The following is a 22,902-nucleotide window of genomic DNA, read 5'->3' on the forward strand; positions in this document are numbered from 1 at the left end:
AATCCCCCGGTGTGGCCAAATGGCCGAAAAGGCGTGCGTGTCGAATGCAGACCGGAGGAAGACGGGGCAGATAAAAAAATCCACACCCGCAAATGAAAAATATTCTCAAATAAGAATTTGCGCGGTTATTTGCCCGGTTCGATTTTGATAATGCCGTCCGCCGACGCCACGGTTTTCACCGGTAACAGGGCGGGCAGGGCGTTGAGCAGGGCGTCTGGATCATTCACATCAAGATTGCCCGAGACCTTCAGGTGCGCCACGGCGTTGCTGACCTGCAACGGTGCCTGAGGGCGATAAAGGCTCAACTCGTCGATAAGGCTGGCAAGTTCGCGGTTGCGAAACGACAAGTGTCCACTGCGCCAGTCAGCGACCTCCTCGAAGGGAAGGGTTTGCTGCTGCAACGTACCATTGGCATAGCGGTAGATAGCACGTTGCTGGGCGCCAAGCAGCGTGACCGGGCTTTTTGCATCCGGCTCGAAAGCGACCTGGCCATGGGCGACGCTGATCACCAGTTGCTGTTGGCTGCGGCGCACGTCAAAGCCGGTGCCGACCACGCGCACGCTCGCTTCACCCGCTTGCACGAACAACGGTCGTTCCTTGTCGGCGGCCACTTCGATATACAGCTGGCCCTTGTCCAGGTGCACGATGCGCTGGTGCGCGCTGAAGTCCACACGTACGCGGGTGTTGGCATTCACATACAAGGTGCTGCCGTCGGGCAGGTTGAGGGTGCGCATGCCTTTGGCGTGCGCCGCCACTTGGGTGTGATACAGCTCGCGGGGCGCGCCGATGTGGGGCGCCAGCACCGCGCACAGCAAGGCGGCGGCCACGGCCAGGGCTGGGCGCCATACCGACGGTTTGCGCTTGGGCAGCGTCACGGGCTTGTTCAGTTGCTGTAACTGTTCCAGGTCGGCCCACAGTTGCTCGAATTCGGCATAGGCGCGGGCATGGGCGGGCTCGGCCTGCCAGGCGGCAAACGCTTTGCGCTCGGCGCGCCCCGTATCATTGCGGTTGCGGGCAAACCAGCTGGCGGCTTGGGCATCGATGGCGTCGCTGGCTTCGATGTCCAAGAGCTCGGTGTCGCTCAGGCGATTCATTCTGGCTGCTCCGTGCCGGGTTCTTGTTGAAGGCGTCGCTTGCAATGCAGCAGGGCAAAAGCGATGTGTTTTTCCACCATGCTGGTGGAAATGCCCATGCGCTCGGCGATCTGCGCCTGGCTCAAGCCTTCGAAGCGGTGCAGCATAAGGGCTTCTCGCCGGCGGGGCGAGAGTCCGGCGAGGACTTCTTTCAACTGTTCCAGCCGTTGCAAGCGTTGCGCGGCGGCCATGGGGTCGTTTTGCTCGTCGGTGACAGGTTCCGCGTCCATATCGGCCTGATCAACGTGAACGCAGTGCCGCACCTTCTGTTTGCGCCAGTGATCACGCAGCAGGTTGCGCGCCATCTGGAACAGAAACGCCCGTGGCTGCTCGACCTTGGCCCGGTCGCGGTAGTCCAGCCACTGGGTAAAGACATCCTGCGTCATGTCCGCCGCGTCGCTGGCGTTGTCCGTGCGTCTGCGCAGGAAATACAGGATATCTGTATAAAATCCGCGAAAGGCATCGGCCGACAACGGGTCGGGCTTGGGACGAGACATGGATATCCTTCTTGAGGAAGCACGATTTGGAAAAGGTCGTGAATGATATCGAGAATTATTGTTATTTGTCTCTCTGTAACAGATGTCCTCAGTCAAAAATGTGGAGACGTTCCTGTGGGAACACGATCGGCACGCCGATGCTGTCGCCAATCGCTGCATAGTGGGCGAGGATTTCCGCTTCGCTGAGCTTCCAGTAAGACGCCGACAGCACCATCACTGCATCGGCGCCATTGGCTTCGGCGTAGCGGGCGCGGCGTACGGCCTTCGCGGTGGTCAGGTCGCAGACGCTGATGAGGGTCGGTCCACGTATTATCCGCCAGGGTGTTTTGCATCTGGACCAGTGCCTGCAGGCGCAGTGCTGGTGGTCGTTCACAGCGCCGAAGAGTGACGCGATTCTGATTTGAAATGCAGTGCAATGTGGGAGCGGCGGTGCGACGATTCGACTTGCTCGCACAGTTGATCTTCTTCGTTCAGGGGATCAGCGTTCGACAGGCACTGACAGCGCCGTATTACCCAATGGATGCGTGCGCGCCGCGAAGAACTTCAGTTCAATTCCAGACCCGTCAAACAACGCTGAATACCGCCGTTTCTGCTGGCGGATAAACCCATCGCTGCGCCCCGAAACCGAGATCGCCAAAGTCGTCAGCTTTGCCTGGCGAATCGCATCCACCAGATGCTTATCCTGCGACCCCAAGTCATGGCCAAAGATGCACAGCGCGCCCTCATGCGTCAGCAACTGCTCATAGCAAAACGACAGATAGTCCGAGCTGCGGATGGTCTTGAGCTTCTCCTCAACCTTGCCTTCGCTGACAAACAGCGGCACATCATCGAGGGTCTTGATCGTGTTGTTGATGGCAAAACTGCTGAGCAACGTGCTCTCGGTGGTCGGCAATTTGCGCGCGGTGCCATCAAGGTTGCGCACCAGGTGCAGGCCGCCATGCAGGTAGAGGATGCGCGTGGCGTCGGTGCGGGTGTTGCGCAGGTCGAAGCTGGCGTCGGCGCTGCGAAACAAGTCGTCGATGCCCGGCGTGTGCAGGATCGCCCAATAGTTGAGCAAGTCGTAGTTACTGGTGAACACCGTGGCGTAATTGGCCAGTTCGCTGTTGATCGTCGCCAACGTAGACGGCTGCACCAGTCTCCACGGGATATGCACGGTGTGGATCGTATTGATCAAGGCTTCCTTGATCGCGTAATAGCGATTACGCGGCGCCGCCGAGCTCACCGCCAGGGCCTTGTTGACTCGACTGGTGGTTTTCAACGCACCCAGCGCTTGCTCGAAACTGCGGGTGTGCAGGGCATCGAACACACTGAGTTCGGAGGGGCTCAGGGGTTTTTCTTCGATGGTGCGCGCGTTTTCGAACAGCGAATCGTAGGCAAAGTCTTCCCAAATCGCTCGGCTTGCGCCGTTGCCGATCAGAATCCCGCTGAAGTCGGTGCTGCTGCGCAGTGCGCTCCAGTCTTCAAGGTGGGCGTCAATATCCTGGAAATCCTTCATTGCGGCGGGTCTACTCGAAATCGGCTGGACGGTGACTTTATCACGAGCGGGTGTTGATCCTGATCAAGATGGCGTAGGCAGGTGAGGTCGATGCTGTAGGCATAAACGTCATACGAGGATTCGCCATGAGCAGCACCTTCTTCATTCCCGCCGTCAACATCATGGGCACCGACTGCCTCGACGAAGCCATGATCGCCATCCGCAACTACGGCTTTCACAAGGCACTGATCGTCACCGACGCCGGCCTGGCCAAGGCGGGCGTCGCGAGCATGATCGCCGAGAAACTGGCGATGCAGGACATCGACTCAGTGATCTACGACGGCGCCAAGCCCAACCCCAACGTGGAAAACGTCGAGAAAGGCCTGGCGCTGTTGCAACAGAGCGACTGCGACTTCGTGGTGTCCCTGGGCGGCGGCTCGCCCCATGACTGTGCCAAGGGTATCGCCCTGTGCGCCACCAACGGCGGGCATATCGGCGACTACGAAGGCGTCGATCAGTCGAGCAAACCGCAACTGCCGCTGGTGGCCATCAACACCACCGCCGGCACCGCCAGCGAGATGACCCGTTTCTGCATCATCACCGACGAAACCCGCCACGTGAAAATGGCCATCGTCGACCGCAACGTCACACCGCTGCTGTCGGTCAACGACCCGAGCCTGATGGTCGGCATGCCCAAGGGCCTCACCGCTGCCACCGGCATGGACGCCTTGACCCATGCCATCGAAGCCTACGTGTCCACCGCCGCCACACCCATCACCGACGCCTGCGCGATCAAGGCCATCGAACTGATCAGCGCCAACTTGCGCCTGGCCGTACGCGACGGCAGCGACAAGACTGCACGGGAAAACATGGCCTACGCGCAGTTCCTCGCCGGGATGGCGTTCAACAATGCATCGCTGGGTTTTGTTCACGCCATGGCGCACCAGTTGGGTGGTTTCTACGACCTGCCCCACGGCGTGTGCAATGCGGTGTTGCTGCCCCACGTACAAAGCTTCAACGCCAGCGTCAGCGCCAAACGCCTGAGCGACGTGGGCCGCGCATTGGGCGCCGACATCAAGGGCATCACCGACGAAGAGGGCGCACAAGCCGCCATCGCCGCGATTCGTAGCCTGGCCTCGGACGTTGAAATCCCGGCGGGCCTGCGAGAATTGGGCGCCAAGTTGCAGGACATTCCGCTGCTGGCTACCAATGCGCTCAAGGATGCCTGTGGTTTGACCAACCCACGGCGGGCGGATCAGCGTCAGATTGAGGAGATCTTTCGTAACGCGTTCTGAATGGGGTAGTTATGAGCTGCAAGCGGTAAGCTACAGGCTGAACTGCATTCAACTTGAGCTTGAAGCTTGCGGCTTGCCGCTGAGGTCCCCCTATGAGAGTTCTGCTATTCGGCGCCACCGGCATGGTCGGTCAGGGCGTGTTACGCGAGTGCCTATTGGCCGCCGACGTTCAGGAAGTCATCGCCGTGGGCCGCACGCCCTTGACCCAGGAACACGGCAAGCTGCATCAGGTGTTGCACGGCGACATGCTGGATTTCCAGCCCTTGGAAAACCTGCTGCAAGGTTTTGATGCGTGCTTCTTCTGCCTCGGCGTTTCGTCGGCAGGGATGAATGAAACCAAGTACACCCGCCTCACCTATGACCTCACCCTGGTCGCGGCCAGCACCCTGGCGCGGCTCAATCCGCAGATGACCTTTATCTATGTATCCGGCGCCGGTACCGACAGTTCCGAGGCGGGTAAGTCGATGTGGGCGCGGGTCAAGGGCAAGACCGAGAATGCCCTGCTGCGCCTGCCGTTCAAGGCGGTGTATCTGTTTCGGCCGGGGGTGATCCAGCCCTTGCATGGCGTGCGCTCGAAGACGCCGTTGTACCAGACCTTCTATTCGGTGCTTGGGCCGTTGTTGTCGTTTGTCCGGCGGATAAAACCGGGTTGGGTGGTAAGCACCGAGACCGTCGGCCGGGCTATGTTGCAGGTGGCGAGTCATGGTGCGTCGCAGCAAGTGGTGGAGCAGGCCGAGATCAATCGGTTGGCCAGCGAGCGTCGCTGATGATGCACAAAGGCCTGGTGCGTCGGCTGGACCTGATCACGCTGCAATTGTTTGTCGCGGTCTTTGAGGAAGGTACGCTGACCCGTGCCGCCAACCGTGAAGCCATTGCCGTTTCGGCTGCCAGCAAGCGTTGGATGGAACTGGAACAGGTGCTGGGCGTAAGCCTGTTTGTGTGGCGGGCCAAGGGCATGGAGTTGACCGCAGCCGGCGAAACCCTGTTGCACCATGCACGGCAGATGCTGTTCAACGTCGAAAAAAATGGGCCTGGAATTGGGCGAACACAGCCACGGCGTGCGCGGCTATGTGCGGATGCTGGCCAATCTGTCGGCGATCATTCAGTTCCTTCCTGAAGGTTTGCGGGACTTTTCCGAGCAGCACCCCGAAGTGAAAACCGACTTGGAAGAGCGCCCCAGCAACGGCGTGGTGCAAGGCGTTCTGGATGGCGTGGCGGACCTGGGGATTTGCTCCATTGACACCGACACCAAGGGCCTGCCGAGCGTGACGTATCGGCACGACAAATTGGTCGTGCTGATGCCGGCGGATCATCCGCTGGCAACCCGAGAAACCCTGGCATTTGCCCAAACCCTGGACAGCGATTACGTCGGCCTGCACGCCGCCAGCTCCATCAATATGCGCACCCACGCCGCCGCGCGCGAGGCGGGCAAGATGCTGCGCCTGCGCATTCATGTGCCGGGGTTTGATGCGATGTGCCGGATGGTCCAGGCGAATATGGGGATTGGCATCCTGCCGCAGAAGGCCTATGAACTTTTCGGTCGCGCATTGGGGTTACATGCTGTGCCGTTGACGGATGACTGGTCGGATCGCAGCCTGATCCTGGTGGTGCGTGATGAGGCGCAGCTGTCACCGGTCAGCCGGCTGCTGTTTGACTATCTGCGCAAGATGCCGGTGTAAGCGAATTACAGTGTTCGCCTTTCGCGAACGCGCCTTGCCAACTGACGGTTGGATTTTTTCTGCACCGGCCCTCTAGTCTTGGCGACACATTCCAAGAATAATACGTACACCCCATGACGGCTCCCCTGAACGGTATCAAGGTGATCGAGATCGGCACCCTGATTGCCGCGCCGTTCGCCGCCCGGCTGATGGCCGAGTTTGGCGCGGAGGTGATCAAGATCGAAGCCATGGGCCAGGGTGATCCGCTTCGCAAATGGCGAAAGCTGCACGAAGGCACGTCGCTGTGGTGGTACCTGCAGTCGCGTAACAAGAAGTCCCTGGCGTTGGATCTCAAGTCGCCAGAAGGGCTGGACTTGATCAAGCAACTGCTCGGCGACGCCGACGTCCTCATCGAAAACCTGCGCCCCGGCGGCCTGGAAAAGCTCGGCCTGGGTTGGGATGTACTGCACGCCCTCAACCCCAAGCTGACGCTGGTGCGTATTTCTGGCTATGGCCAGACCGGCCCTTATCGCGACCGCCCTGGCTTCGGTGCCATCGGCGAGGCCATGGGCGGCATTCGCTACACCACCGGCAACCCGGATTCGCCGCCCGCGCGGGTCGGTGTGAGCCTCGGTGATTCCCTGGCCTCGTTGCACGGCGTGATCGGCGCGCTGATGTCGTTGTTGCGGGTCAAGACGGGGCAGGGCGATGGGCAGATTGTCGATGTGTCCCTGGCCGAAAGCGTGTTCAACCTGATGGAAAGCCTGGTGCCGGAATACGACATGCTCGGCCATGTGTGTGAACGCAGCGGCGGCGCCTTGCCCGGCATTGCGCCTTCCAATACCTACCTGACGGCCGACGGTGCCTATGTGGTGATTGCCGGCAACAGCGACCCGATCTACAAACGCTTGATGACCACCATCGGCCGCGCCGACCTGGCTGAAGCCCCAGAATTCGCCCACAACGATGGCCGCGCCGCCAAGAGCAGTTTGCTCGACGCCGCGATCACCCACTGGACCAGCAGTCTGCCCATCGACCAAGTGCTCAGCGCCCTGGAGGCCGCCGAAGTGCCGGCCGGGCGTATCTATTCGGTGGCGGACATCGTCAGCGACCCACACTACCAGGCGCGTGACATGTTGCTCACTGCCGAGTTGCCCGGCGGTGTGTCAGTGAAGATGCCCGGCATCGTGCCCAAACTCTCGCAAACCCCGGGCGGCGTGAACTGGCAGGGCCCGACCCTGGGGCAACACACTGACGAAATTCTCGGCAGCCTGGGCCTGGCCGGCGCTGATATCCAACGTCTGAAAAGCACGGGAGTGGTGCAATGATTTCTGATTATTCCGACCCGCTGATTGTGCAGGAAGTGTCCCCGCGCGACGGCCTGCAAATCGAGCCGACCTGGGTCGAGACGGCCGACAAAATCGCCCTGATCGACCAGCTTTCCCTGGCGGGCTTTTCACGGATTGAGGCCGGTTCATTTGTCTCGCCCCAGGCCATCCCGGCATTGCGTGATGGCGAGCAAGTGTTCCAGGGCATCAAGCGCAAGCCAGGTGTCATCTATGTGGCGTTGATCCCGAATCTCAAGGGGGCGCAGCGCGCTATCGCGTCTAGCGCCGATGAACTGAACCTGGTGATGTCCGCCAGCCAGACCCACAACCTGGCCAATATGCGCATGCGCTGCGAGGCGTCGTTGGCGGCGTTTGGCGATATCGTCAGCGTTGCCGCCGACCACCCGGTGAGGCTCAACGCCAGCATCGCCACCACCTTTGGTTGCCCGTTCGAAGGCAAGATCGACGAAGACCGCGTGCTGAAGATTATCGAGGCCTATCAAGCGCTGGGCATCAAGGACATCAGCCTGGCCGATACCACGGGCATGGCCAACCCGCGTCAGGTGGCGAGCCTGGTCAAGCGTGTGTTGCAGCGCATAGCTGCCAGTGACCTGACCCTGCATTTTCACAACACCCGCGGCCTGGGTTTGTGCAATGTGCTGGCGGCTTACGAGGCTGGTGCCCGTCGTTTTGACGCGGCGCTCGGTGGCTTGGGCGGTTGCCCGTTTGCGCCGGGGGCATCGGGCAATATCTGCACCGAAGATTTGGTCAACCTGTGCGAGGAAGTCGGCATTCACACCGGTATCGACCTGCCGCACCTGCTGCAAATGTCCCGCCGCTTGCCGGCCTTGTTGGGCCGCGAACTTCCTGGCCAGGTGGCGAAGGCAGGGCGCAATTGCGACCTGCACGCGCCGCCGGCCTACATCGCCACGTTGTAACGCTACACCAGACAACAAAAACAATTGGGCGCCTGTGAGCAGCCCGCTGGAGAGAAACCATGAGCACTAATACGTTGGAGGCCGGCGCGCGCCCGGCTGCTGAAATCGATGCCGAAAAAGCCCTGGTCAGCAAGGTCGCCTGGCGTCGTACGGCCTCAACTTCTGGGCACCGCAACTGATCCGCAGCGCGGGCACCCAGAGCCCGGTGATGATCGGCCTGCTCACGGCGATTCCTTATGTTTGCGGCGCCATCAGCATGGTGGTGATCGGGCGACTGTCGGACGCTACCGGCGAGCGTCGCAAGTTTGTCTGCGGCCTGGTGGTACTCGGTGCGGTGGGCTTTTTCAGCGCCGGGTTTTTCGCCGACCACACCACCTTCCTGATCATTGCCCTGGGCATGTTGGGCGCTGGCATCATCGCGTCGATCCCGACCTTCTGGACCCTGCCACCCAAGTTGCTGGCGGGCGCCGGCGCAGGCGCGGCGGGCGGTATTGCGGTGATCAATACCCTCGGGCAGTTCGGTGGGATTGTCAGCCCGGTGATGGTGGGGCGCATCAAGGACCTCACCGGCAGCACCACCCCGGCGCTGTATGTGATCGGCGTGTGCGCGTTGTTGGCGGCGGCGCTCTTGCTGTGGGGCCTGCCGCAAAAATTGCGCACCCTCGATAAGGGTTGATCAACCCGTCGTTGCCAGAGCGGGGGCGGGTGTGGCGCTGAACTGAATCAACGCCACGCCGCCGATTAACAACAACGCCCCCAGCACGCGGGGCGTTGTCAGTTGGCGCTCAGCCAGGCCGAACAGACCAAAGTGATCGAGGACCAGCGACGCAAGAATCTGCCCGGCCATGGCCAACGCGATAAACCCCGAGGCGCCGAGCTTAGGCAATAACATCAACGCCAGGGAAATAAAGCACACGCCGAACGCGCCACCCGCCCACATCCACAGTGGCGCCTGGGTGATAAACGTCAGGCTCGGCAGCGGCAGACGCATCGCCATAATCACCGGCAGCAACACGATGATGCTCACCAGCAGCGACGCCAGGGTGGCCCACAACGGGTGGCCGAGCCCGCGCCCGACGGTGGCGTTGATCGCACTCTGAAACGGCACCACGGCCCCGGCAATCACGGCCAGCGCCAATAAACCTACCCAATGTAACGTTGTCATTTCGACTCTCCCAGAGGTTTTGCTGGACTCTAGGTTATTCGTCACGCAAATTTAAATTCCAATTTCTTATGGTGAGCATGCAGTTGATGAATGATCTGCGCCGCATCGACCTCAATCTGTTGGTGATCCTTGACGCCTTGCTCAGCGAGCAACACGTCACCCGTGCCGCCGAGCGTCTGCACCTGAGCCAACCGGCCGTCAGCCATGCGCTGGCGCGCTTGCGTGACCTGCTCGGCGATCCGCTGCTGGTGCGTCAGGGCGGTAGTTTGGTGCCGACCGCTCGCGCGCTGGAATTGGCCACGCCACTGGCTGAAGCCCTGGCTCAGGTGCAAGCCCTGCTGGCGCCGAATCGCTTTGAGCCGGCATCGGCCAAGCGCAGGTTTCGTGTGGCAATGTCTGACTACAGTGCGGCGATTTTCCTACCCGATCTGGTGCGTACGCTGCGCAGTGAGGCGCCGGGTATCGATCTGCAAATCATCCAGGCCAGCCGTGAAGGCATGGTGGAGGGGGTGCTCAATGGCGACCTCGACCTGGCCGCCGGCGTGTTTCCCGACATGCCCGCCGAACTGCGTACTACGCCGTTGTTCGAAGAGCACTACACCTGTCTGGTGGACCGCAGCAGCCTGCCGGAGCGCGGCACGCTGGATTTGCCCGCCTACCTGTCACGTCCGCACGTGTTGTTGGAGATGCGCGGCAGCGGCACGCCGGAAATCGAGCGAGCGCTGACAGCGATTCGTGAGCGTCGGCATGTGGCGATCAGCCTGCCGCATTGGGGCGTGGCGCCGCAGTTGATACGGGGCACGGACCTGATCCTTACGGTGTCGTCCCGGGGCTTGCTCGATATCGATCATCAGCACTTGCTGGCGGTGCTGCCACCGTTTCATATTCCGTCGTTTGCATTTGAATTGGCGTGGCATGCGCGGCGGGGTGGGGATTCGGGGTTGCAGTGGTTGATTGGGCAGGTGCAGGGTGTATTGTCCGAAGATCACCGCTGACAGGAAAAACAACATGCTCTCAGGCTTTAACCACCTGACCCTGGCCGTCACCGATCTGGATCGCAGCGTCCGCTTCTACCATGAGCTGTTGCACCTTCAGCTCGACGCCACATGGGACGCCGGCGCCTACCTCTCACTGCCGGGTTCATGGCTGTGTTTATCGCTGGATCCATTGCGCGACGCGAATCCAGCCGCCGACTACACCCACTATGCGTTTACCGTCGCTGCGGCTGATTTCGCGGCGCTGATCGAGCGCCTGCGAACGGTTGATGTTGAAGAGTGGCGCGACAACCGCAGTGAAGGCGCTTCGTTCTATTTCCTCGACCCCGATGGCCACAAGCTCGAAGCCCATGTCGGCGACCTGGCCTCACGGCTACGCGCGTGCCGCGAAAAGCCTTATGCCGGAATGACGTTTTACCCGTAGGGCGGGCACGTGCGTAAACGCTCAAGCGCACGTGTTGGCAGGTCGTGCAGGCAGCAAACCAGCCGGATTTTAAGATGACCGTTCGTCGCACTGAAAAGTTTTTTCTAAACCTTTGCTGCCCTGAAAATTCGAATTGAGGGCGGGCTGTGTTCTCCCGCACCTATTCTTGCCCTGGAGGAACCCATCATGAGCCGCATGGCTATCCGGTTACGCACCGCCAGTTTCGCGATGCTGCTGGGCCTCGGCGCCAGCAATGCTTTCGCCCAGTCGCCTGCTGAATTCATTGAGCAGGCTTCGGCCAAAGGTATGGCCGATATCGAAACCAGTCGCATGGCCCACGCCAAGACATCGTCCCAGGAAATCAAGGACTACACCATTGAGGTGATCAACGAGCGCACCCTGGCCAACCAGCATCTGGCGGCCATCGCCAAGAAGCTCGATCTGCCTGTGGCCCCGCGGGAGAAAATCGTCGATAAAGCCGAAACGCTGATGCCTGAACTCAAGGACGGCGACTCCTTTGATGCGGCCTACACCGCGCAACAGGTGAAGGAAAACGAAGACGCCATCGCCCTGTTCAAACGGGAAGGCGCGGCATCGGATGTACCTGAAATAAAAGCCTTGGTGGACGAGACGCTGCCTAAGTTGGAGGAGCGTTTGCAGAAAGCCCGTGCATTGGCTTCGACCCATGCTAAAGGTCATCAAAGCGACGGCTGAATCCGTCACTTGAAATGAAAAACGGCGGTTGGATGTTCTCCAACCGCCGTTTTCATGCCTGGTTCAAATCAGTTTTATTCGGCCCGGCATCGTCGCCAGCATAGCCACCACTGCTGTTCAGGTTCACGGTGCCAGCCTTGCCAAGGCTGCGGTACTCCTGGCGCAGCTTTTCCAGTTCTTTACGGTCCAGGCCGTCCAGACTGAGCACAGCGTTTTGAGCATCCTTGGACACGCGTAGCAGTTCATCGATCTTGATATGCAGGATGTCGTTGTCGCGGTTCTGCGTGTTCTGGATCAGGAACACCATCAAAAACGTGATGATGGTGGTCGAGGTGTTGATGATCAGTTGCCAGGTGTCGTTGTAGTGAAAATACGGCCCGCTCAGGCTCCACGCCAGGATCAACGCCACCGCCGCGTAGAACGTGCGTGGGCTGCCCGCCCAGCGGGAGAGGGATTGGGAGACTGTGGAGAATTTCATGACCGGTTTCCTTGGTAGGGGGTGATGAAAGACTGGACCGCAGGAATTCTTTGAAATTTCTTTTTACATTTAGCCCGGTGAACAACGTTGTACGTTTTTGTCGGCGGCTGTTTTTAGAAGGCTAATTGCGCCTGGCCCGTGCCTTCCAGCGCCAGCAAATACTGCTTGGCTTGCAGCCCCCCGGCGAACCCGGTCAGCCCGCCCGACGCGCCGATGACGCGATGACAGGGTGCAATGATCGAGATCGGATTCCTGCCATTGGCAGCACCCACCGCACGTACTGCCTTTGGGTTGCCGATCTGTTGGGCAATCTGGCTGTAGCTGCGGGTTTCGCCGAAAGGAATGGTCAGCAGCGCTTGCCAGACTTGTTTCTGGAAGTCGGTGCCATCGAAGTCCAGTTCCAGCTCGAATCGGTTACGGGTACCGGCGAAGTATTCCTTGAGTTGGCGTTCGGCTTCCAACAGCACCGGGCTGTCATTGGCCTCGTGCAACTCACCCAGGCGCACACGGTTGGCGCGCTCTGTTTCCCACAGGATGGCGCCGAGTTTGCCATTGCGCGCCACCAGGGTGAGTTGGCCCACAGGGGAGGGCATGAGCTTGTATTCATAAGGCATGGGCATAATCCTTGATGCTGTATGGCGCCATTATCCGTCTTGCTAACCGTGGGGGAACCTTGTTTCTTGCGGTGTAATTCTGCGCCCGCTACAAGCGCCAGTGAATCCAATTGCCCGACCCATAGACCCAGGAGACCAGGTAGACAAACCAGGCTATCGAGGGCGTTGACAGTGCGACCAGTGAACCAAGATTGAGTAGCGCGATGATGGCCGCGCCGATTGCCAGGCCTCGACCAGCGTGCTGCCTTGCGTACCACGCGCCATAGATAGACCCGGCAACTGCCGCTATCAATACAAAACGGCCCAGGCCTATCGGGGGAATAGGCATCAGTGCGGCTAGCAATGGGATGATCAGCACCAGCCCTACGACTTTTCTAAACACCTGCGTTGACGTTTTTTGTCCGCACGGGAGCATCCTGCTTTGTCCTATTCTGGTTAAGGTTTCCCATGGTGATAGGCGAACTTTCTCGTCCCTGTAGGAATGAGCTTAATCAATGCCTCTGCTGAAGCACTTCCACGCTCCAAGCGGAGTTTTCATCGCCGGTCGATATTGCGATGGGATAGTGCATCGTTTAGCCCTCAAAAGGGTACTTACTGTAACCACCAACGTTCGGTGATCAACGCCACGATCCCCATTCGTTTTGAACGAACTTTCCGATAGCGGCGAGTGAATTAGCGTTGGAGAGTTGATGCGTTATCCAGCCCGCACCACCTCATCAATCACGCTCATAAAGGCTCGGATCGATAAGTTCTGTTTCTCCTTTCGAGTCAGCACCAACAACGGTGCATACGCATCCCCCTCCATCAACGGCCTGTACGTCACGCCTTTATTCATCAGGCTCTGCGTACACGTCGGCACCAACGCCACACCTTGCCCAGCCGCCACCAGCGCGATGATAGAGGTGATCTGCCGCCCAGTCTGCCGGAGGCGCACTCCACCAAGGTCAGCTGAACGTCGGGAAAACGCTGCGCAAACGCCTGTATCGTCTGGCTGAACAGGTCCGACAGGGCGATGGAGCTGACGTACCCCAAGGCTAGCTGCCCGGCGGTGCCCGTAGCCAGCTTGCTGGCAATCACCTGCTCCAACAAGTCGCGCGCGTAGGGCAGGAATGACCGCCCTTGAGCCGTGAGGGTGACGCTGCGGCTGGTGCGATCAAACAGCTTGAAGCCCAGCTCGGTTTCCAGCGCCGAGATCTGCCGGGTCAGCGGTGGCTGAGCCAGGTGCAGGCGAATGGCCGCGCGACCGAAGTGCAATTCTTCAGCTACCGTCAGAAAGTACCGCAGCTTGCGTAGATCGAGCATCCTGATCCTTGGGTATCGATCGGTTCGTAATCGGTATTGGTTTAAGATCCGCCGGCCATTCTATAAAGACCTCACAAAATAAAACGAGAGGTTTCATGAAACCGCGCCTGCATTGTGCCCGCCTTGCCCTGTTCCTGTGTGGCTGCGCGGCGTTCCTCAACCTCTATGCCACCCAGAGCATCCTGCAGACCTTTGCCGCGCAGTTTCAGGTCAGTGCCAGGGCGGCGGGATGGAGTATCACCGTGACGACGCTGGCCGTGGCGATCACTGCACCGTTTGTCAGCCGACTGACCGGGCGCTTTGAGCAACGCACGGTGATCAGCGTGGCGGCTTTGCTGTTGGCGGTGCCGGCGCTGATGACCGCCTACGCCGACAGTTTTGCCGAAGTGCTGGTGTGGCGGTTTGTCGAAGGTATGTTGATCCCGGTGGTGTTTGCCACCAGCGTGGCTTACATCGGCGACCGCTGGAGTGGCGGCACGGTGACGGAGGTCACCAGCCTGTATGTGGCAGGCACCGTACTGGGTGGGTTTGCCGGGCGTTTTGTCACGGGTGTGATGACTGAATACGTGGGCTGGCGCGAAGCCTTCGAGTTGCTGGCGGTGCTGAGCCTGATGGTGGGTGGGTTTATCCCGTTCTTGTTGCCGATCAGTCGTGTGCGAACGGCGAAGGTTAAAACCGCTTTCTCGGCCGTTTTTCGCAAGCCCTTGCTGGCTGCTTACGCTGTAGGTTTTTGCGTGTTGTTCTCCCAAGTCGCAGCGTTTACCTACGCCGGTTTGTACCTCGGATTACCGCCATTCAACTTGGGACCTGCGGCGTTGGGCACGCTTTACACCGTGTTCCTGCTGGCGCTGGTCGTGATCCCCATCGCCGGTCGCCTCAGTAAAGCCCGGCCTCACGCCGAACTGCTGAGCGTGGCTGCGGTGCTGGGCATCACCGGCTCAGCGCTGACGTTAGTGCCTTCCTTGTGGTGCATCGTCGTGGGCCTGGCGCTCAGCTCCACCGGCGTATTCCTCGCCCAGGCAGCCGCCAACGCGTTCACCACCGCTACCGCCCGTGACAACAAAGCGGGCGCCGTGGGCGTGTACCTCACGTGTTATTACCTGGGCGGAAGTTGCGGTGCGATTGTCCCGGCGTTGATCTGGGAACGCTGGGGCTGGGCCGGGTGCGTGGCGCTGATTATGACCTTCCAGGTATTGACCTTGCTGATTGCCCTGACCGGTTGGAAACCCCTTAAACCTGAACCGATCCCAATACCATGAACGATACCGTCGAGGTGCCTGCTGCCGCATCATCAACCCGCCGTCGCACGCTGATCGCCGGCTGCGGTGCGCATGCCGTGCATGACGGCCTTACCGATGTCATCTACGTGCTGCTGCCGATCTGGCAGGCGCAGTTCGCGCTTTCCTACGCGTAAATCGGACTGTTACGCGGGGCCTATTCCGGGATGATGGCGGCGTCCCAGCTCATGGTCAGTCACGCCGCGAAGCGTTGGGGCGTGTACCGATGCTGGTGAGCGGCACCGTGCTTGCGGGCGTGGCTTACTTGTTGGTGGGCCAGGCCCGCGGACTGGCGATGTTATTGCTGGCGCTGCTGTTGGGTGGGTTGGGCGCCAGCACCCAACAACCGCTCGCCTCCTCAATGATCAGCGACGTCTACGAGGACGGTGGTTGGATCAAGCAGGCGCTGTCTAAATACAACTTCAGCGGCGATCTTGGCGCGCGCATCGGTATAGCTGACGGAAAGCAGCACGGCGTTGCTAATCGTTGCCGCCGTGTATTTGCCACTGACCGGGTTGATGGTGATGCTGCCGGGGCCCTGCTCAATGGTGCTTGTGCGCAGGGCCGTTCGCGCACTGTATAGGCTTGCCTTCCCAGGCCGCCCATACCAAGGGGGAGGGGAGCCAAAAAATGCATAGCGCTTTAAAGAGATGAGGTCAGCGAAAACGGAATGCGCAACGCGCCAATCGGCCCTTCCCGAACACCGCACATTTCATCGTGCACGCACTGCTGCACCAGCACGCAGGGAAACGGCGGAACCCGTTGTAACAGGTCGCGCAAATGCGTGGTAGAGCCGATGCGCAGCGGCTTGGCATCATCGCCGAGCAATGTCATTTCAGCGTCATCCAGCCTGACACGCGCGATGTAGAAACCACCCTCCAGCGACAGTAACTCCAGCTCGCGAATTTCACCTTTTACCGCCAATTCAGTCAGCCTGTGCATATTCATGATTGAGCCTCACTGCGAGTTATTTATTGGCGACGAAAGAACAACGTGACCTGGCCCCATTCGACGCCGAACTTGGTCATGCTGGAGCGGTTGATCAAGGTGTTCTCGTCCATCAGGTACATCCAGTCATCAAAACTCACCTCGTAGACCGAGCCGTCCACCGGCAGGTTGAGTCGGTAGCGCCAACGCAGTGCGTTACCCGCCACTTCGCCGATTGCCTCGCCGACCACATCACCCGCTCGGCCCTTCCAGCGTCCCGGGCCATCCGGTGTCAGTGTCCACACGCGTTGTTGACGTGTGCCATCGCTGTACAGGAAGCGTTCGTCGAGAATCAGGGCGTTCCCCTCGCGTCGGCTGGCTATGTTCACTTCAAAGCGCTTGGCGACCTCCCCGGAACGCTTTTGGAAAATCCCCCAGGCCTTGACGGGCTTGCTGAAGAAACGCTCCAAATCCAGTTGCGGCTGCTGGTCAGCGTAGCGCTCGACCTCGACGTTGGCGCAACTGCTCAAACTCAATATCAGCAACAATGAAACCAGTAGACGAGTCATTGCCCGGCTCCGTGATCGCGCGCGGCGAATTGCCAGCGTGTTGAATAGATACTTGTACAGAAATATAGATTTGTACAGGTTTGCGCGACAGGAATAACGGATACCTCAAATCGCAGGCATAAAAAAACCGGCCTTACAGGACCGGTTTTTTGTTTTCCCGTCAATAAAAGACCTGACGCGGAACGAGAATTCGTGTGGAGCGGGTAGAGGGAATCGAACCCTCGTCGGAAGCTTGGGAAGCTACTGTTCTACCATTAAACTATACCCGCTCAGAGCGGCTGACTTTGTACCAGATGTTCGCCAGGATTTGAAGTTTTTCTTCAAAAATGTGTGAGTTACAAGCGCAGTTGCTGACTTGCCCGCGATACCGGCACCTCTGTGTGTCAGTCACACTTCGGTGATGCTATCGCAGGCAAGCCGGCTCCCATACAAGCTCGCGCCTACAGTGGGTCTCATTTCAGATCGCGAAGGCATGCTGCGTCTGGCCTTGGTGATACCGCAACCGGCTGACCTGCCGCTCAGGTTTCAGAAAGCCCACCACCGCATCCCGACTGTCGCGGCACGCCGCCTTGTGCTCCATATCCAGAAAATGCCCGGTCGCCTGAATGGTGCTGAAGCTGCTGTTAGCCACGTACTGACCAAATAGCTTGGCATCCTGGGCGCTGGTGTATTCGTCCCATTCGCCGTTCACAAACAACACGGGAACGGCGATTTGCCTGGCCGCTTTGACGTAACACAGCCGGTCACTGTTCAGCACGTGGCTGATGTGAAAGTGCATCTGCCCGTATTCATGCTCGGCCAGGTTGCTGACGTGTTTGTAGTTGAAGCGTTTGAACAGCGACGGCAGGTGTTTGCCGATGGTGCTGTTGACCAGATGGCCGACGCGGTCGCGGTCGAGGTTGCCGAGGTAGTCGACGCCGCGTTCAAGGTAGTCGCGCATGGGGGCGTTGATCACCGGCGAGAACGAACTGATCACGGCCTTTTCAACCCGACGAGGGCGATGGGCGAGGGCAACCAACGCGGCGGCGCCGCCCCAGGAAAATGACAATACGTGTTCGGCGGCGAAGTGGTCGATAAGCTCCAGCAGAATCTGGCCTTCGACTTCCTTTGTCAGCATCTGCTCATGGCGATTATGGATTTTGGAGCGGCCAGCGTAGGGCTGGTCGTACAAAACCACATTGAATTGCGGGTACAGGCTTTTCACGGTTTGAGCGAAGGATGCCGTGGTGGCCATGGAGCCGTTGACCAGGATGATGGTCTTTTCAGCAGCGTCCGCGCGATAGAACTCCGTGTAAACCCGATACTGACCCTGTATATCCAACACAGCGATTTCTGGCCTCATGTCGTAAGACTCCTGGCAAGCGGGTAGGGCGCGCAGGTAACTCTGCACGAGCTTTGTGACAGGTAGGCATACGCCTTGAAGTGGGAGGCCCGTGTCGATCCGATGACGGCTGGCCGACGGGTGTTGTTATGGCGGGCTGTTTGCCGGGAAGGCCCGTAGATCAAGCGCGGGCGGGGCACTGTGTTTCTTGGAGGTTATAGGCGACTCGCCAGTCATATTTAAACTGGTGATCCTGATTCAAGCAGCAGAGGTTCCACCCCGCAAGGCGATGAGAAGATTTTTTGTCACCACCGGCCGAACGGTCGTCAGACTTGTCGGATTTCGTCGTCAGTCAGCGCCCGATACTCGCCTGGCGCAAGGGCAGCATCCAGCACCAAAGGGCCCATTTGCTCGCGATGCAGGCCGATCACCCTGTTATCAAAGTGCCCGAACATGCGCTTCACCTGGTGGTAGCGCCCTTCGATTATGCTGAGACGAGCGGTTCTCGGCCCAAGCAGTTCCAGCCCTGCGGGTTGCGTGGTCAGGTCTTCGAAAGCGAAATACAGGCCTTTGGCAAAGGTAATCGCGTACGCAGGGCTGATGTCTTGCTCGGTCTCCACCCGGTAGACCTTGGGCAACTTGGTTTGCGGTTGCGTCAGTCGGCGCGACCATTGGCCGTCGTTGGTGATCAGCATCAGCCCCGTCGTGTTGAAATCCAGGCGGCCGGCGATGTGCAAGTCGGCTTTGTCGGGCTCATTCAATAAATCCAGGACGGTCGGGTGTTGCGGGTCTGCCGTGGCGCTCACACAACCCTGAGGCTTATGCAGCATGAAGTAGCGCGCGGGTTTACCCCCCTGCAACACTTCATCGTCGACGCAGACGCGGCTGAATTCGCGCACCTCATGATGAGGATCGCTGACTGCCACGCCATCGACCGACACCCGTCGTTCCACCAAGAGCAAACGCACTTGCTGGCGATTGAAGCGCGGCAGGTTACTGAGGAAACGATCAACCCGCATTACGTCGGCTCTGCCCCGCGTAATTGCTCATCCACCCTGGCACAGCGCGGGCACAAGCAGGCCTTGTTGCGCAATTCATCGGGCAGGGCCTGGAGCACGGCCGGGTCGATGGTGACGCTGTAGCACCAGCAGGCCCGGTCGACCGTACGTGGGTCAGCCAGGGTACAGTCGTTGCGGGCGCCGCAGGCAGGGCAGAGGGTTGGCGTGGTCATCGGCAGGTTCGGGCTTGGATCAGGCAAGGTTCCGGAGAATTCCGGTGTGCCTTGCACGATACAGGGCCGACCCCGCACAGGCTACTTAGAGCTGGAACTTGCTGACCAGTGCATTGAAGGACGTGGCCAGGCGCGACAGGTCCTGGCTGGCGGCATTGGTCTGGTTGGCACCGGCGGCCGTCTGGGTGGACAGGTCCTGGATATTCAGCAGGTTGCGGTCTACTTCGCGTGCCACCTGGGCCTGCTCCTCCGACGCGGAGGCGATCACCAGGTTGCGTTCATTGATCATCGCCACACTGGCGGTGATGCGTTGCAGTGCTTCACCGGCGTTTTGTGCAAGGGCCTGGGTATTGTTGGCCCAGGTCAGGCTCTTGTTCATTGCCGCGACCGCACCATCAGCGCCGACTTGCACTTCGCCAATCATTTTTTCGATGTCGACCGTGGAGATCTGAGTGCGATGCGCCAGTGCACGCACCTCATCGGCGACCACTGCAAAACCGCGACCTTGCTCGCCCGCACGGGCCGCTTCAATGGCGGCGTTGAGGGCCAGCAGGTTGGTCTGGTCGGCGATGCCACGGATCACATCGATCACCTTGCCGATTTCCCGCACTTGCCCGGCGAGATCTGCGACCGATTGCGTGGAATCGTTGATTTCACTCACCATCGAACTCATGCCGGACACGGCCTGTTCGACTTGCTGGCGACCGTCCTCGGCCTCGCTGGTGGCCTGGCGCGAAGCCTCTGAGGTCGATACGGCGTTGCTCGCCACTTCGTCTACCGCAGCGGTCATCTGGTTCACGGCCGTAGCGGCCTGTTGGATCTCATCATTCTGACGGGTCAGGCCACGGCTGCTTTCATCGGTGACCGCACTCAATTCTTCGGCGGCTGAAGCGAGCTGGTCGGAAGCGTTGGCGATTTCCATCAGGGTGCTTTTCAAGCCGCCCTGCATATCCGCCAGTGCCATCAGCAATTGCCCGGCTTCGTCGGTGCGTTCGGTGAGGATGGCCTGGGTCAGGTCGCCCTTGGCAATGCGTTGTGCGCTTTCCACAGCCTGGGCGATAGGGCGGGTGATCAGGCGGGTGATCAACACCCCAATGGTGATGGCAATGATGAAGGCCAGGACAATGCCACTGATCATCCACGCCAACGCACTGCCGCGCAGCTCATCGGCGGCGATGACGCCTTCCTTGATCTGGCGGTTATTGGATTCGATCATCACGCGGATTAACTCGCGCGCCTCACGGAAGAGTTCGTTGTTGGCGGTGTTGAGCTGGGTGCGGGCCTGTTCGACCTGGCCGCTGTCGAGCAGCGCCATGATGCGTTCGGAGCTGCTGATATAAGCGGGCCAAATCTGGTCGAGTTTATCTCCCGCTGCCCGTTCGTCATCTTCCAGCGGTGTTGCGCGGTAGGCAGCGTAAACCGCCTGGCTGTGCTTGAGTTCGTTGGCGATGTCCTGGCGCACGCGATCGCGGTCCTGGGCGGAGACGTCGCCCTTGCTTGCATCCATCAATCGGTACAGGCCCCGGTTATGCGCGACCAAGCCATTGAGGGTGGCCGCCGTATTGCTGACGGACACCAGATTGTTGGAGAACGTCTGCTCCAATGCTGTGGCGAGGCGCACCCCCCCTTTGATGCCCAGCAGGCCGACCCCGAGGGTGACCAGCGCACATAGAAGGAATGAAAGCAGCAGTTTGGTTGATATTTTTATGGGGGCGAGTCCGGTCATAGTCGCGAAAGGCGCACGGTAGAGCCTCCCTGGCTTCGAGCGATGTCATAGTAATATCATCGCAATTGGCAAAGTTTCGAGCTAGCTAAATTTACTGAAACGTTAAAGTGCGCGCAGATGTATCAAGCTGTTGCGAAAACGCACCAGATTCGGTTTTTGATGTCAGATATTTCGTCATTCAGTGAAAGCTGAATGCCGCCCTTCAGCGTCGCTGGAGGTGCTCTTCCGCGGTCCAGGAGGCCGCCATGTATCGACGACTGCTGCTCAGTGCTTTACTCGGTCTGACCCTTTCTGCCTGTGTGCCTTATTACGATGGAGGCCAGAGCTATTACCGTTCTGAGGTCTACACCTCACCGGCGCCGGTGTACTACTACGGCGGTGGCGCGGCGTATCCTTACCGCCGTGACTATTACCCTTCGCCGCGCTATTACGCGCCCCAACCGCGTTATTACTCGGCACCGCGTTATTACCAGCCTGCGCCGCGCTATTACGGGCCGCGCGCCGGTTACCGGCCTTATCCGAATCAAGGCTGGGGTAGCGACCGTTGGGGTAATGGCGGGCATGGTCGCGGTTCCGACCACGGAGGTGGTCGCGGCGGTCACCGTTGACAGACCCGCATGGCAAGCGGCGCATGAAGCGCCGCTTTTTTATGGGCGCCAATAATCAGTAATCAGACAAGTCAGCCAACGGATGGCGGCCTTCCCACGCCTTATTGAAATGCGCCTGCACCACCGTTTCTGGGACGGTATTGATATCGGGCCAATGCCAATGGGGCGTCTGGTCCTTGTCGATCAGTCGCGCACGCACGCCTTCGCTGAACTCCGGATGGCGGCAGCAATTGAGACTAAGGGTGTATTCCATCTGGAACACTTGGGCCAGGGACAAATGCCGGGCGCGCTGGATCTGCTCCCATACCAGATGGGCGGTCAGTGGGCAGCCCTCGGTCAGCGTTTTGCCGGCACGGCTGAACAACGGATCGGCGTGCTCAAGCAGTTGGCTCAAGGCGCGCCAGGCACAGCGCACATCGCCCACGTCCAACCATTCGTCGATCTGTGCGCGCCGCGGCAGCCATTGCGCTTCGGGTTTCTGATCGACGGCTTCCTGACCAAGCGCTTTGAGCAGGCTATTGAGTTGCACCGAGGTCTGTTCCTGCCAGTTCAGTTGCAGCAGGCCATCCAGCAGTTCGTCTTGTTGATCGTCGCGCAGGAAGCGGTCGGCCAGGCCAAGGTCCAAGGCGTCGCGACCGTTGATGTGCGCGCCGGTCAGGCCAAGGAACAAGCCGAGTTTGCCCGGCAGGCGCGACAGGAACCAGCTAGCGCCCACGTCCGGATACAAGCCGATACTGATCTCCGGCATTGCCAACCGGCTGCTCGGGGTGACGATACGCACCGACGCGCTTTGCAGCAGGCCCATGCCGCCGCCCAGTACATAACCGTGGCCCCAGCAGATCAGCGGTTTGGGGTAGGTGTGCAGGCGGTAGTCGAGGCGGTATTCCGCCGCGAAAAACTGCGCAGCCAATGGCGGCACCTCGCCGGGATGTTCACGGCAGGCCTGGGCCAGGCTGCGTACTTCGCCGCCAGCGCAAAACGCCTTGGGACCGTTGCCACGCAACAGCACACACACGATGTTTGGGTCCTTGGCCCAGGTGTCCAGGCGGTCGCCGAGGGCGAGGATCATTGGCAAGGAGAGGGCATTGAGGGACTGTTCAGCATCGAGGCTGGCGATGCCGATGCGGGCACCGTCGCTGCCGGTTAGCTCTTCGAAGTGCAGGTTCATCGTGACCTCAAGCGAGAAGGTGAAGGATCAGTATGATCGCTTAGTAAGAAAGTGCCGGTG

General features: G+C 59.9%; 22 protein-coding genes, 1 tRNA gene and 5 pseudogenes. 12 read left to right on the plus strand and 16 right to left on the minus strand.

The window, feature by feature from the left end:
* Positions 1 to 125 precede the first annotated feature (125 nt).
* The 4 genes and pseudogenes from AACY36_RS11085 to AACY36_RS11100 form a co-directional block, all read right to left on the minus strand.
* Positions 126 to 1,094: a FecR family protein gene (locus tag AACY36_RS11085; protein ID WP_339414977.1), complete on the minus strand. Its 969-nt coding sequence runs from the start codon at positions 1,092 to 1,094 to the stop codon at positions 126 to 128.
* Positions 1,091 to 1,630 carry an RNA polymerase sigma factor gene (locus AACY36_RS11090; RefSeq protein WP_339414976.1) on the minus strand — a complete coding sequence of 180 codons (540 nt, stop codon included), beginning with the start codon at positions 1,628 to 1,630 and terminating at the stop codon, positions 1,091 to 1,093. Before AACY36_RS11090 ends, AACY36_RS11085 begins: the two co-directional genes overlap by 4 nt.
* Positions 1,631 to 1,751: 121 nt before the next feature.
* A pseudogene (locus AACY36_RS11095) lies at positions 1,752 to 1,937 on the minus strand (dihydrodipicolinate synthase family protein); the annotation flags it as partial.
* A 171-nt stretch (positions 1,938 to 2,108) separates the two neighbouring features.
* Positions 2,109 to 3,125: a DUF4917 family protein gene (locus AACY36_RS11100; RefSeq protein ID WP_339414975.1), complete on the minus strand. Its 1,017-nt coding sequence runs from the start codon at positions 3,123 to 3,125 to the stop codon at positions 2,109 to 2,111.
* A 125-nt stretch (positions 3,126 to 3,250) separates the two neighbouring features.
* On the opposite strand from AACY36_RS11100, the gene yiaY reads away from it, so the two are divergent.
* The 6 genes and pseudogenes from yiaY to AACY36_RS11130 form a co-directional block, all read left to right on the plus strand.
* Positions 3,251 to 4,399 carry an L-threonine dehydrogenase gene (gene yiaY, locus AACY36_RS11105; RefSeq protein ID WP_339414974.1) on the plus strand — a complete coding sequence of 383 codons (1,149 nt, stop codon included), beginning with the start codon at positions 3,251 to 3,253 and terminating at the stop codon, positions 4,397 to 4,399.
* A gap of 92 nt (positions 4,400 to 4,491) precedes the next feature.
* Positions 4,492 to 5,166 (plus strand): NAD(P)H-binding protein, encoded by a 675-nt coding sequence (locus tag AACY36_RS11110; RefSeq protein ID WP_339414973.1) that lies wholly within the window; start codon positions 4,492 to 4,494, stop codon positions 5,164 to 5,166.
* Positions 5,166 to 6,078: pseudogene (locus AACY36_RS11115) on the plus strand (LysR family transcriptional regulator). The gene AACY36_RS11110 and the pseudogene AACY36_RS11115 overlap by 1 nt, the downstream one beginning before the upstream one ends.
* A gap of 113 nt (positions 6,079 to 6,191) precedes the next feature.
* Complete coding sequence (locus tag AACY36_RS11120; RefSeq protein WP_339497071.1) at positions 6,192 to 7,385, plus strand: CaiB/BaiF CoA transferase family protein; 1,194 nt, start codon at positions 6,192 to 6,194, stop codon at positions 7,383 to 7,385.
* A complete protein-coding gene (locus tag AACY36_RS11125) occupies positions 7,382 to 8,323 on the plus strand; it encodes a hydroxymethylglutaryl-CoA lyase (protein ID WP_339494982.1) in 942 nt (313 codons plus the stop codon). The genes AACY36_RS11120 and AACY36_RS11125 overlap by 4 nt, the downstream gene beginning before the upstream one ends.
* 136 nt (positions 8,324 to 8,459) lie before the next feature.
* Positions 8,460 to 8,999 (plus strand): annotated as a pseudogene (locus AACY36_RS11130) (MFS transporter); the annotation flags it as partial.
* Here AACY36_RS11130 and AACY36_RS11135 read toward each other — a convergent pair.
* Positions 9,000 to 9,488: a DMT family transporter gene (locus tag AACY36_RS11135; RefSeq protein ID WP_339414970.1), complete on the minus strand. Its 489-nt coding sequence runs from the start codon at positions 9,486 to 9,488 to the stop codon at positions 9,000 to 9,002.
* Positions 9,489 to 9,565: 77 nt separating this feature from the next.
* Here AACY36_RS11135 and AACY36_RS11140 point away from each other — a divergent pair, with 77 nt between their 5' ends.
* The 3 genes from AACY36_RS11140 to AACY36_RS11150 all read left to right on the plus strand — a co-directional run bounded on the left by AACY36_RS11140 (position 9,566) and on the right by AACY36_RS11150 (position 11,621).
* The gene (locus AACY36_RS11140; RefSeq protein ID WP_445261136.1) at positions 9,566 to 10,483 is read left to right on the plus strand and encodes a LysR substrate-binding domain-containing protein; all 918 of its coding nucleotides are present in this window, start codon (positions 9,566 to 9,568) and stop codon (positions 10,481 to 10,483) included.
* A 13-nt stretch (positions 10,484 to 10,496) separates the two neighbouring features.
* On the plus strand, positions 10,497 to 10,907 hold the full coding sequence (gene fos, locus AACY36_RS11145; protein ID WP_339414969.1) for a fosfomycin resistance glutathione transferase: 411 nt from the start codon (positions 10,497 to 10,499) through the stop codon (positions 10,905 to 10,907).
* A 186-nt stretch (positions 10,908 to 11,093) separates the two neighbouring features.
* A complete protein-coding gene (locus tag AACY36_RS11150; RefSeq protein ID WP_339494980.1) occupies positions 11,094 to 11,621 on the plus strand; it encodes a DUF4142 domain-containing protein in 528 nt (175 codons plus the stop codon).
* 52 nt (positions 11,622 to 11,673) lie between these two features.
* On the opposite strand, the gene AACY36_RS11155 is transcribed toward AACY36_RS11150, so the two are convergent.
* The 3 genes and pseudogenes from AACY36_RS11155 to AACY36_RS11165 all read right to left on the minus strand — a co-directional run bounded on the left by AACY36_RS11155 (position 11,674) and on the right by AACY36_RS11165 (position 14,015).
* Positions 11,674 to 12,099, minus strand: coding sequence for a low affinity iron permease family protein (locus AACY36_RS11155; RefSeq protein WP_339414967.1), 426 nt, complete (start codon positions 12,097 to 12,099; stop codon positions 11,674 to 11,676).
* 113 nt (positions 12,100 to 12,212) lie between these two features.
* Entirely contained in the window at positions 12,213 to 12,713 is a 501-nt protein-coding gene (locus AACY36_RS11160) for a methylated-DNA--[protein]-cysteine S-methyltransferase (protein WP_065874719.1), read from the minus strand.
* A 694-nt stretch (positions 12,714 to 13,407) separates the two neighbouring features.
* A pseudogene (locus AACY36_RS11165) lies at positions 13,408 to 14,015 on the minus strand (LysR family transcriptional regulator).
* Positions 14,016 to 14,110: 95 nt separating this feature from the next.
* Here AACY36_RS11165 and AACY36_RS11170 point away from each other — a divergent pair.
* Positions 14,111 to 15,274: an MFS transporter gene (locus AACY36_RS11170; protein ID WP_339414966.1), complete on the plus strand. Its 1,164-nt coding sequence runs from the start codon at positions 14,111 to 14,113 to the stop codon at positions 15,272 to 15,274.
* Positions 15,271 to 15,731, plus strand: a pseudogene (locus AACY36_RS11175) (MFS transporter); the annotation flags it as partial. The gene AACY36_RS11170 and the pseudogene AACY36_RS11175, both read left to right, overlap by 4 nt.
* A 203-nt stretch (positions 15,732 to 15,934) precedes the next feature.
* On the opposite strand, the gene AACY36_RS11180 reads toward AACY36_RS11175, so the two are convergent.
* The 7 genes from AACY36_RS11180 to AACY36_RS11210 all read right to left on the minus strand — a co-directional run bounded on the left by AACY36_RS11180 (position 15,935) and on the right by AACY36_RS11210 (position 21,066).
* The gene (locus AACY36_RS11180) at positions 15,935 to 16,240 is read right to left on the minus strand and encodes a DUF6482 family protein (RefSeq protein WP_049709535.1); all 306 of its coding nucleotides are present in this window, start codon (positions 16,238 to 16,240) and stop codon (positions 15,935 to 15,937) included.
* Positions 16,241 to 16,263: 23 nt separating this feature from the next.
* Complete coding sequence (locus tag AACY36_RS11185) at positions 16,264 to 16,788, minus strand: DUF3833 domain-containing protein (RefSeq protein ID WP_339497073.1); 525 nt, start codon at positions 16,786 to 16,788, stop codon at positions 16,264 to 16,266.
* A gap of 195 nt (positions 16,789 to 16,983) precedes the next feature.
* Positions 16,984 to 17,057, minus strand: a tRNA-Gly gene (locus tag AACY36_RS11190).
* 188 nt (positions 17,058 to 17,245) lie between these two features.
* On the minus strand, positions 17,246 to 18,130 hold the full coding sequence (locus tag AACY36_RS11195; protein ID WP_339427819.1) for an alpha/beta fold hydrolase: 885 nt from the start codon (positions 18,128 to 18,130) through the stop codon (positions 17,246 to 17,248).
* Between the two features lie 305 nt (positions 18,131 to 18,435).
* Entirely contained in the window at positions 18,436 to 19,128 is a 693-nt protein-coding gene (locus AACY36_RS11200) for a 16S rRNA pseudouridine(516) synthase (RefSeq protein WP_339414963.1), read from the minus strand.
* On the minus strand, positions 19,128 to 19,340 hold the full coding sequence (locus AACY36_RS11205; protein ID WP_339415050.1) for a cysteine-rich CWC family protein: 213 nt from the start codon (positions 19,338 to 19,340) through the stop codon (positions 19,128 to 19,130). Before AACY36_RS11205 ends, AACY36_RS11200 begins: the two co-directional genes overlap by 1 nt.
* 85 nt (positions 19,341 to 19,425) lie before the next feature.
* On the minus strand, positions 19,426 to 21,066 hold the full coding sequence (locus tag AACY36_RS11210) for a methyl-accepting chemotaxis protein (protein WP_339414962.1): 1,641 nt from the start codon (positions 21,064 to 21,066) through the stop codon (positions 19,426 to 19,428).
* 245 nt (positions 21,067 to 21,311) lie between these two features.
* On the opposite strand from AACY36_RS11210, the gene AACY36_RS11215 reads away from it, so the two are divergent.
* Positions 21,312 to 21,674, plus strand: coding sequence for a hypothetical protein (locus AACY36_RS11215; RefSeq protein WP_339414961.1), 363 nt, complete (start codon positions 21,312 to 21,314; stop codon positions 21,672 to 21,674).
* 55 nt (positions 21,675 to 21,729) lie between these two features.
* On the opposite strand, the gene AACY36_RS11220 is transcribed toward AACY36_RS11215, so the two are convergent.
* Entirely contained in the window at positions 21,730 to 22,842 is a 1,113-nt protein-coding gene (locus tag AACY36_RS11220; RefSeq protein WP_339414960.1) for an enoyl-CoA hydratase/isomerase family protein, read from the minus strand.
* Positions 22,843 to 22,902 lie beyond the last annotated feature (60 nt).

Source organism: Pseudomonas sp. EA_15y_Pfl1_P101, from assembly GCF_963970835.1.
Lineage (GTDB): Bacteria > Pseudomonadota > Gammaproteobacteria > Pseudomonadales > Pseudomonadaceae > Aquipseudomonas > Aquipseudomonas tritici.

Coding starts and splice junctions, on each gene's coding strand:
- AACY36_RS11085 (WP_339414977.1), bottom strand. CDS start 1,094: ATGAATCGCCTGAGCGACACCGAGCTCTTGGACATCGAAGCCAGCGAC.
- AACY36_RS11090 (WP_339414976.1), bottom strand. CDS start 1,630: ATGTCTCGTCCCAAGCCCGACCCGTTGTCGGCCGATGCCTTTCGCGGA.
- AACY36_RS11100 (WP_339414975.1), bottom strand. CDS start 3,125: ATGAAGGATTTCCAGGATATTGACGCCCACCTTGAAGACTGGAGCGCA.
- yiaY (WP_339414974.1), top strand. CDS start 3,251: ATGAGCAGCACCTTCTTCATTCCCGCCGTCAACATCATGGGCACCGAC.
- AACY36_RS11110 (WP_339414973.1), top strand. CDS start 4,492: ATGAGAGTTCTGCTATTCGGCGCCACCGGCATGGTCGGTCAGGGCGTG.
- AACY36_RS11120 (WP_339497071.1), top strand. CDS start 6,192: ATGACGGCTCCCCTGAACGGTATCAAGGTGATCGAGATCGGCACCCTG.
- AACY36_RS11125 (WP_339494982.1), top strand. CDS start 7,382: ATGATTTCTGATTATTCCGACCCGCTGATTGTGCAGGAAGTGTCCCCG.
- AACY36_RS11135 (WP_339414970.1), bottom strand. CDS start 9,488: ATGACAACGTTACATTGGGTAGGTTTATTGGCGCTGGCCGTGATTGCC.
- AACY36_RS11140 (WP_445261136.1), top strand. CDS start 9,566: ATGCAGTTGATGAATGATCTGCGCCGCATCGACCTCAATCTGTTGGTG.
- fos (WP_339414969.1), top strand. CDS start 10,497: ATGCTCTCAGGCTTTAACCACCTGACCCTGGCCGTCACCGATCTGGAT.
- AACY36_RS11150 (WP_339494980.1), top strand. CDS start 11,094: ATGAGCCGCATGGCTATCCGGTTACGCACCGCCAGTTTCGCGATGCTG.
- AACY36_RS11155 (WP_339414967.1), bottom strand. CDS start 12,099: ATGAAATTCTCCACAGTCTCCCAATCCCTCTCCCGCTGGGCGGGCAGC.
- AACY36_RS11160 (WP_065874719.1), bottom strand. CDS start 12,713: ATGCCTTATGAATACAAGCTCATGCCCTCCCCTGTGGGCCAACTCACC.
- AACY36_RS11170 (WP_339414966.1), top strand. CDS start 14,111: ATGAAACCGCGCCTGCATTGTGCCCGCCTTGCCCTGTTCCTGTGTGGC.
- AACY36_RS11180 (WP_049709535.1), bottom strand. CDS start 16,240: ATGAATATGCACAGGCTGACTGAATTGGCGGTAAAAGGTGAAATTCGC.
- AACY36_RS11185 (WP_339497073.1), bottom strand. CDS start 16,788: ATGACTCGTCTACTGGTTTCATTGTTGCTGATATTGAGTTTGAGCAGT.
- AACY36_RS11195 (WP_339427819.1), bottom strand. CDS start 18,130: ATGAGGCCAGAAATCGCTGTGTTGGATATACAGGGTCAGTATCGGGTT.
- AACY36_RS11200 (WP_339414963.1), bottom strand. CDS start 19,128: ATGCGGGTTGATCGTTTCCTCAGTAACCTGCCGCGCTTCAATCGCCAG.
- AACY36_RS11205 (WP_339415050.1), bottom strand. CDS start 19,340: ATGACCACGCCAACCCTCTGCCCTGCCTGCGGCGCCCGCAACGACTGT.
- AACY36_RS11210 (WP_339414962.1), bottom strand. CDS start 21,066: ATGACCGGACTCGCCCCCATAAAAATATCAACCAAACTGCTGCTTTCA.
- AACY36_RS11215 (WP_339414961.1), top strand. CDS start 21,312: ATGTATCGACGACTGCTGCTCAGTGCTTTACTCGGTCTGACCCTTTCT.
- AACY36_RS11220 (WP_339414960.1), bottom strand. CDS start 22,842: ATGAACCTGCACTTCGAAGAGCTAACCGGCAGCGACGGTGCCCGCATC.